Below are 6,371 nucleotides of genomic sequence, written 5' to 3' on the forward strand. Positions count from 1 at the left end.
CCCGTGTCCGTCGGTCGTCAAGCCGCGCCAACCGCTGGCCAAGGATTGCGTTGCGGGCGGGTGAATGGCAAGTATCGCCAGCCCCAAGGAGCCGCCGTTCATGCGTCAGTCCACAGTTCATTGCCTGAAAAGGCTGGTTTTCGCCACGCTCTTCGCCGGCCTGGCCGCGCAGGATGCGATGGCGGTGACGCTCCAGCCGTGGAAGGACGAGCTGTTCGCCTATGGCACGGTGGTCGAGACGACGGATGACGGGGCGCTCCGGGTCGTCGATTACCAGGAAATGCGCGACATCAACGGGCGCGACCAGGTGCCGGAACGCCGGGTGAAATCGACCTATGTCTCGACGGCGGTGAAGAAGGCGCAGCAGAATGCGACGATTGACACGCCGGCGGGACCGGTCGATGTGACGATGACCGGCAAGGGCGAGGGGGCGGCTTTCGCGGTCATCTTCATCCATGGGCGCGGCGGTGACCGGCGGCTCGGCAGCAACGACTGGAGTTTCGGCGGCAATTTCAACCGGCTGAAGAACCTCGCGGTGCGCGGCGGCGGTGTCTATTATGCACCGAGCGTACCATCCTTCGACGATGCGGGCGCTGCGCGCATTTCAGGCCTAATCCTGCGCGCCAAGGCGCTGTCGCCGGATGCGCCGGTCATCCTCGCCTGTGCCTCGATGGGCAGCTTCATCTGCGCCCGCGTCGTGCGCGATCCCGCTGCGGTCAAAAGCCTGTCCGGCATGGTGCTGATGGGCGGGGCGGCGGATGGCGACTATGCCAAGACGCCGGCCTTCAAGGCGAAGCTGCCGGTCTTCTTCACCCATGGCGACAGCGACAGCGTCTATGCGGCAAACGACCAGATCGCGGTGTTCCGCAAATTGCGCAAGGCGGGTATTCCGACCCGCTTCGTGCTGTTCCAGACCGGCGGCCACGGCACGCCGGTGCGCATGACCGACTGGCGCGAAACGCTGAACTGGCTGTTGTCTCAATAAGGTTTCACGAGCGTAGAAGCACCTTCGTCGAATCGAGCGCGGCGGCGATCTGCTGATAATGGCTGGCGCGTTTCTCCGAGTTTTCGGCCGCGCGCAATAATTGCGTCGATGCTTCCTCGATCACCTGCCGTGCCTGCTCCATCGCCTTACTGAGCTTTTCCCGTTTGACCGCGGCATAGGTCTTCGTCTGCTTGAGGCGGGGATTGGCCCGCGAGCGCTGGCGCGGCGCCTTCGCGTCCGTGATGCCGGCCTGGATGCGGCCCAGTTTACTGGATGCGCGGCTGATGATCTGGCGCGCTTCCGCATAGGCCGGGCCGGCTGGAATGCGCTGGGCGATATCGGCTAAGCGCTGGCGCAGACAGTCGATGCGGTAGACGGGATCATAGCCGGCGCATTCCGCGCGTGCGCCGTTGATGTTCCTGACGATAGAGGATGTGAGATAGTCCGTTGGCACGGCAACGGCGGTCGACGTTGCGTCGCTGCTGGTTTGGGAGGCCGTCGAGCCACGGCCGGGACTCGTCTGTCCCTGGACATCGGGGATGGCCGTGAGGGTGAGTGCGCCCGCCAGCAGCGCGGCGTGGATCGAACGCAGATAAGCCGATTTGATCATGCCTTCCTCCTCTTGTTATTCCGGATCGCCGAAGGCCATGCGCATGCTGCGCTGGGTGCCCACGCCGATATCGCCGTCGATCGTGCCTTTGTAGAATTTGTTGCGGCTGAGTTCGGCTTGCAGCGCCTCGCGCGTTTCCTGCTTGAACATGGTCGGACGGGTCGAGAGCTGCTGGAGAACATCATCCACGCCGGAGCGCAGCGCCTGATAGAGATATCTGGCGGCGTCCTCCGGCGTCTTGCCGGGCACCAGCCCGTCGTCGATCAGCGCCGCGACGTTGAACATGGCCTGCGGGTGGCGCAGGTCCGCGGCGCGGATGAAGAGTTCGACCGCCTTCTGCGGATTGCGCGGCAAGCCCTCCGCGCCCTGATAATAGAGGAAGCCGAGATCGTTGATCGCGTCGGCGAAACCGAGATCGGCGGCCTGCCGGTAGAGTTCGATCGCTTCCGGCACGTTCTGCGCCGTGCCGATACCCTTTTCGTAGAGCTTGCCGAGTTCGAACATGGCTTCGGCATCGCCGGCATCCGCGGCCTTGCGGAAGAATTCGAAGGCTTTTTCGGGTTGGAATTTTTTCGTATCCGGCGTCAGCGCCATGTAGCCGAGGCCGAGCATGGCGCGCGTGTTGCCTTCACCTGCCAGCGCGGCAAGCTGCACCTCCTGGTCGGGCTTCAGCGTCTGCCATTGCGAAGCCTTGTCGCCGCTGTCGGCAACGGCGGCATCCTCGCCGGCGAGGAAATAGGGGGTGCCCGACAGGGAGCCGTAGAAATGCGGCTGCTGGCGATTGGCGGTGAGCGACATGACGCGATCACGCACCTGACGGAAGACGAGGCCGATCTCGACATTTGGCCTCGGCAGGTTTTCGAGGATCGCGGTGGCGAAGGGGCTGTGTTCGCCGTCGCCATCCAGCGCGACCTTGCCGCCTTCTGCCGCGTAGATCACCAGCATGCCCCGCGACGGGTCCGGCGCCGCGAGCCCGTCGCCGCCGAGCGTCGCGCCATTGGCCGCCACCATGCCGGCCAATCTCGGGAAAGGATTGTTGCGGCAGGAATCGAGAATGACCACGCGCAGTTTTCGTGCCCGTTCCACACTGCGCAGCACCGACGACAGGCTGACGGCTTGATCGGGGATTTTCGCGGGGTCGTCGACCTTGATATCGATGGGCACGAGATAGTTTTCCCCCGCCGCCTCCACGCCATGGCCTGCATAATAGACAAGCGCGATATCGGCGGTCTCGACCTTGCGCGAAAAGGCCGTGACCGTTTCCTGCATCTGGACGAGCGGGACATCGACGGCGAGATCCACCGTAAAACCGAGGCGTTGCAGCATATCGGCCACGGCGCGGGCGTCGGAGGCAGTGTTCTTCAGCGGCGGGATCGAGCTATAGGCCGACATGCCGATGACCAGCGCCATGCGCTTGAAGGAGGCGGCGGGTACCGTCAGCGTATCGCCAGCCGTGATCTTTTCCACCCCGGTCTTGATGGGCATCAGACCGCGTGTCTGACCGCCGGCATTGGCCGAATCCTGTGCGCCGGCGCTGCCGGCCGAAAGCAGCACCGCCAGGAAGAGGAGGATGACCAGTCTCGAGGGAAGCATGTGCCCCTTTCGCCTTCCTCATGCGCCGATCGCGATATGAGCAGGAACGGATCATATTCTATGCATATTCGAATTCGCTTGGCCATGGGACGGCTTTTCTTGGAGGCTTCGATTTGCTACGCCGCAAGCCGACGGAATTTTAGGAATAGGGAGGCCTCATGACACCGGACGTAACCCCGCTTGTTGCCGGAAACTGGAAGATGAACGGCACGCGCGCATCGCTCGACCAGATCAAGGCGATGGCCGAAGGCGTGATGGGACCGCTTTCCGAAAAGGTCGAAACGCTGATCTGCCCGCCGGCGACGCTGCTTTATGTGGCCACCGCGCTCTCTACCGACAGCCCGTTGCAGATCGGTGCGCAGGATTGCCATGAAAAGGCTTCCGGCGCCCATACCGGCGATATCTCGGCCGAAATGATCGCCGACTGCTTCGGCACCCATGTCATCGTCGGCCATTCCGAGCGCCGCACTGACCACAAGGAAAGCGATGCGCTGGTGCGCGCCAAGGCGGAAATCGCCTATGCGAACGACCTCGTCGCGATCGTCTGCATCGGCGAGACCGGCGATGAGCGCAAGGCCGGCAAGACGCTGGACGTCTTGAAGACGCAGCTCGACGGCTCCGTGCCGGATGGTGCGACGGCGGAAAACACGGTCATTGCCTATGAACCCGTCTGGGCGATCGGCACGGGCCTAACACCAACGGCTGCCGATGTGGAGGAGGCGCATGCCTTCATGCGCGCCGAACTCAAGAGCCGGTTCGCGGGCGAGGGCGCCCGGATGCGCATCCTCTATGGCGGCTCGGTCAAGCCCGGCAACGCCAAGGAATTGATGGGCATCGCCAATGTCGACGGCGCGCTGATCGGCGGCGCGAGCTTGAAATCCGACGACTTCCTTGCCATCTACCGCGCATATGAAGCGCTGACGGCCTGACACCCGCTTTGATCATTCGCCTGCCCGAGCAAAAGGGCGGGCGGATTGGCGGGAAGGGCTTGGAATGGCGCACGGCTTGGTATATTGAGCCGCAAACCTGAATTTTGGGCCGTCTGGCCGGGATCCTTAAACATGCAGACCATCTTGCTCGTCATCTATCTCATGGTCGTCGTCGCGCTGATCGGCGTCGTGCTGATCCAGCGCTCGGAAGGCGGCGGCCTCGGCATCGGCGGCGGCTCCGGCTTCATGTCGGCACGCGGCACGGCCAATGCCCTGACGCGCACCACGGCGATCCTCGCCACGCTGTTCTTCGTGCTGGCGCTCGGCATGGGCATCATCGCCCGCTGGGAATCGCAGCCGACCGATATTCTCGACCGTATTCCCGGCACGACGGGTACGGGCGGGGTTCTCGATTCCCTCGGCGGCCAGAAGCCGGCCGAAGGCACCCAGCAGAACCAGGGCACTGAGAACAACACGAACACCACCAACCAGACGCCCGCGACGACCGGCACCGACGCCGTTCCGACCGAAGGCGGCGCGGCAACCGGCACCGGCAACACCACGACGACGACGGGCACCGGCACGACCGGTGGCGCGACGACGGGCACGGGCGGCAACGCCGGCGTCCCGAGCGGCCAGTAAGCCGCAAAAGAAAAAACAAACCGGCCGGTTGCGTCACACCAACCGGCCTTCTTCTGTGTAAAACGCCGATTGCGACTTCCGAAATCACAAGCAAGGTGATTTTTCGGTGGCGGAATCGATTTTGAAAAGGTATCCGGTGACTCCCATGGCGCGATATGTATTCATCACAGGCGGCGTGGTTTCTTCCCTCGGAAAAGGCATCGCAGCCGCTGCACTCGGAGCTCTCCTTCAGGCCCGCGGTTACCGCGTTCGCCTCCGGAAGCTGGACCCCTATCTCAACGTCGATCCGGGCACCATGAGCCCGACGCAGCACGGCGAAGTGTTCGTCACCGACGACGGCGCGGAAACCGACCTCGACCTTGGCCACTACGAGCGCTTCACCGGCCGCTCGGCCACAAAGACCGACAACATCACCACCGGCCGCATCTACAAGAACATCATCGACAAGGAACGCCGCGGCGACTATCTCGGCGCGACCGTGCAGGTCATCCCGCACGTCACCAACGAGATCAAGAACTTCGTCACCGAAGGCAATGACGACTACGATTTCGTCATCTGCGAGATCGGCGGCACGGTGGGCGATATCGAGGCGATGCCGTTCATGGAGGCGATCCGCCAGCTCGGCAACGATCTGCCGCGCGGCACAGCCGTCTATGTCCACCTGACGCTGATGCCCTACATCCCGGCCGCCGGCGAACTGAAGACCAAGCCGACGCAGCACTCCGTCAAGGAATTGCAGGCCATGGGTATTCACCCGGATATCCTGCTGGTGCGCGCCGACCGCGAGATCCCGGAGGCCGAGCGCAAAAAGCTGTCTCTGTTCTGCAACGTGCGCGCGACGGCCGTGATCCAGGCGCTTGACGTCTCCTCGATCTACGACGTGCCGCTCGCCTACCACAAGGAAGGTCTCGACGACGAGGTGTTGGCCGCCTTCGGCATCGAGCCGGCGCCCAAGCCGCGTCTCGACGCCTGGCAAAAGGTGTCCGATCGCATCAAGACGCCCGAGGGTGAAGTGACGATCGCCATCGTCGGCAAATATACCGGCCTCAAGGACGCCTACAAGTCGCTGATCGAGGCGCTGTATCACGGCGGCATCGCCAATCACGTCAAGGTCAAGCTCGAATGGATCGAGTCGGAAGTCTTCGAGAAGGAAGACCCGGCGCCGTATCTGGAGAAGGTGCACGGCATTCTGGTGCCGGGCGGCTTCGGCGAGCGTGGTTCGGAAGGCAAGATCAACGCGGCGCGCTTTGCCCGCGAGCGCAAGGTGCCGTATTTCGGCATCTGCTTCGGCATGCAGATGGCGGTCGTGGAAGCGGCCCGCAATCTCGCCGGCATCGAGAAGGCGTCGTCCACCGAATTCGGCAAGACGGCCGAGCCCGTCGTCGGCCTGATGACGGAATGGGTGAAGGGCAACGATCTGGAAAAGCGTTCGGCCTCCGGCGATCTCGGCGGCACGATGCGCCTCGGCGCCTACCGTGCGGCGCTGAAGGGCGGCACGAAGATCGCCGACATCTATGGCTCGACGGATATTTCGGAGCGCCATCGCCATCGCTACGAGGTGAATGTCGAGTATAAGCAGCGGCTGGAAAACTGCGGCCTCGTCTTCTCCGGC

General features: G+C 63.5%; 6 protein-coding genes. 4 read left to right on the forward strand and 2 right to left on the reverse strand.

Going from position 1 to position 6,371, the window contains the following annotated elements:
- Positions 1 to 100: 100 nt before the first annotated feature.
- Entirely contained in the window at positions 101 to 985 is an 885-nt protein-coding gene (locus ACOZKU_RS14290) for an alpha/beta hydrolase (protein WP_421579440.1), read from the forward strand.
- A gap of 4 nt (positions 986 to 989) precedes the next feature.
- On the opposite strand, the gene ACOZKU_RS14295 is transcribed toward ACOZKU_RS14290, so the two are convergent.
- Complete coding sequence (locus ACOZKU_RS14295) at positions 990 to 1,595, reverse strand: hypothetical protein (RefSeq protein ID WP_421579441.1); 606 nt, start codon at positions 1,593 to 1,595, stop codon at positions 990 to 992.
- Positions 1,596 to 1,610: 15 nt separating this feature from the next.
- On the reverse strand, positions 1,611 to 3,188 hold the full coding sequence (locus ACOZKU_RS14300; RefSeq protein ID WP_421579442.1) for a caspase family protein: 1,578 nt from the start codon (positions 3,186 to 3,188) through the stop codon (positions 1,611 to 1,613).
- 158 nt (positions 3,189 to 3,346) lie between these two features.
- Between ACOZKU_RS14300 and tpiA the strand changes: the two genes are divergently transcribed.
- The 3 genes from tpiA to ACOZKU_RS14315 form a co-directional block, all read left to right on the forward strand.
- The gene (gene tpiA / locus ACOZKU_RS14305; protein WP_314094091.1) at positions 3,347 to 4,117 is read left to right on the forward strand and encodes a triose-phosphate isomerase; all 771 of its coding nucleotides are present in this window, start codon (positions 3,347 to 3,349) and stop codon (positions 4,115 to 4,117) included.
- Positions 4,118 to 4,249: 132 nt separating this feature from the next.
- On the forward strand, positions 4,250 to 4,759 hold the full coding sequence (gene secG, locus ACOZKU_RS14310) for a preprotein translocase subunit SecG (RefSeq protein ID WP_421579443.1): 510 nt from the start codon (positions 4,250 to 4,252) through the stop codon (positions 4,757 to 4,759).
- A 136-nt stretch (positions 4,760 to 4,895) separates the two neighbouring features.
- On the forward strand, positions 4,896 to 6,371 hold a 1,476-nt coding region (locus ACOZKU_RS14315; RefSeq protein ID WP_421579508.1), incomplete at its 3' end, for a CTP synthase.

This window comes from Shinella sp. M31 (assembly GCF_049199205.1).
GTDB lineage: Bacteria > Pseudomonadota > Alphaproteobacteria > Rhizobiales > Rhizobiaceae > Shinella.